This is a genomic window from Paracoccus marcusii (assembly GCF_006151785.1).
Taxonomy (GTDB): Bacteria; Pseudomonadota; Alphaproteobacteria; order Rhodobacterales; family Rhodobacteraceae; genus Paracoccus; species Paracoccus marcusii.
On record NZ_VDDD01000245.1, the window covers coordinates 1 to 1,389 of the forward strand.

Genomic DNA, 1,389 nt, shown 5'->3' on the forward strand with positions numbered 1-1,389 from the left:
AACCTGCGCCAATCGGCGTAAACAACCCTTGGACTCCGGTCGCGGCTGGATGAAAGACCCGTGGCAGGTCACGTGGTGCCCGGCGAATCCATTTTCGGCTGGAAGCCAAATCCGAAAGATCACGTCGCCATATAGTTAGTTCATTGTCGAACAAGAGGTGTCCGCCATGACCAGGTTCTTCATAAATGCCGCCATGGCGTTCGCCTTATCGTCGACATCCTCGTTCGCTACCCCGATCCATGGAGAGGGCAACAGGGCGCACGCCGGAGGCGCGCCAAGCGAGCACATCTGGCTGGCCCAAGGCAACAGCGGCAAGAACAAGGACAAGCCGCCCAAAAGGGGTCGGGGCAGTGCCGGCAATGATAATCCCGGCAATGGGAACGCCCACAGGGGCAACGGAAATGATCACGCTGCCAGAGGAAACAGAAGCGCCGAGCGTGCCCGCGGAAAAAACGGCAATGGTGCCCCAGGCCCGCAACGCTTCACGACGGCAGAGCGTGAAGAGGTTCTAAATCGCCTCTTATCGACGGCAGCGCCCACAGATCGTGACATGAGGCGCGTGCTGGCCGCGACCGCGCTGGCTTTTTTGACTCCCCAGCTGCTTGTGGCGAATGTTCCCGGCGACGAGTTGATCACCTATCTCAATTGCCCGCCCGGCCTTGCCAAGAAGGATCCCCCCTGCGTTCCACCAGGCTTGGCGAAAAATGGTGTCACCTATGATGAATGGGTGTCCTATGATCAGGATAGGTACGACACGATCTGGGTCGAACGCCGCGACGAATGGCTCAGCTCCCAAGCTCTGGTCGATCCGGATCCAGAGTCGATGCTGTTGCAGTCGGATCAGATCGCAACGCTTTTCGATCTTGATCCTGCACCAGAAGGCCAGCGGTATGCGTTGATCGACGGATTGCCTGTTCTGCTTGACAATGAGGATTACAGGTCCTTGCTTCTGGTCAATCAGATGGCAGAGGTTCCAGATCTCACGGCCGGAACGCCAATCGCCCCGACCGCTGCTTTGACACAGGATGAATTGATCAGCCTTTATCGCCTGCCACGATTGGGAAACGATGAGAACTATGCTGTCGTGAACGGGCAACTCGTTAGGCTGAATGATCCCAATTACGAGCTTCTTCAGATGATCCGTGTTGCGCGAGGGGTTCTGTAAGCCCCTGAAACAATATCCCGGCACTCAAGACGTGCCGGGTCTTCTACGTTGACAGATGCAGCGATTACTCTGTTGGCTGCACCAACTTTGTCGTGACGAACAGTTTGTCGCTGGCTGCCCGCAGTCCTCAGACACGGCCTGCCCACTGCTCAGTCCCGACCGCCGCCGTTCCCGTTGCCGCCACCGTTCCCATTGCCGCCGCCGTTCCCATTGCCGCCGCCGTT

The 1,389-nt window shown here is 58.1% G+C and carries 1 protein-coding gene; it reads left to right on the forward strand.

Annotated features, from left to right (window positions below; translation table 11 throughout):
* Positions 1-166: 166 nt before the first annotated feature.
* Positions 167-1,165 carry a hypothetical protein gene (locus FHD68_RS18540; protein WP_139086588.1) on the forward strand — a complete coding sequence of 333 codons (999 nt, stop codon included), beginning with the start codon at positions 167-169 and terminating at the stop codon, positions 1,163-1,165.
* Positions 1,166-1,389: the final 224 nt, after the last annotated feature.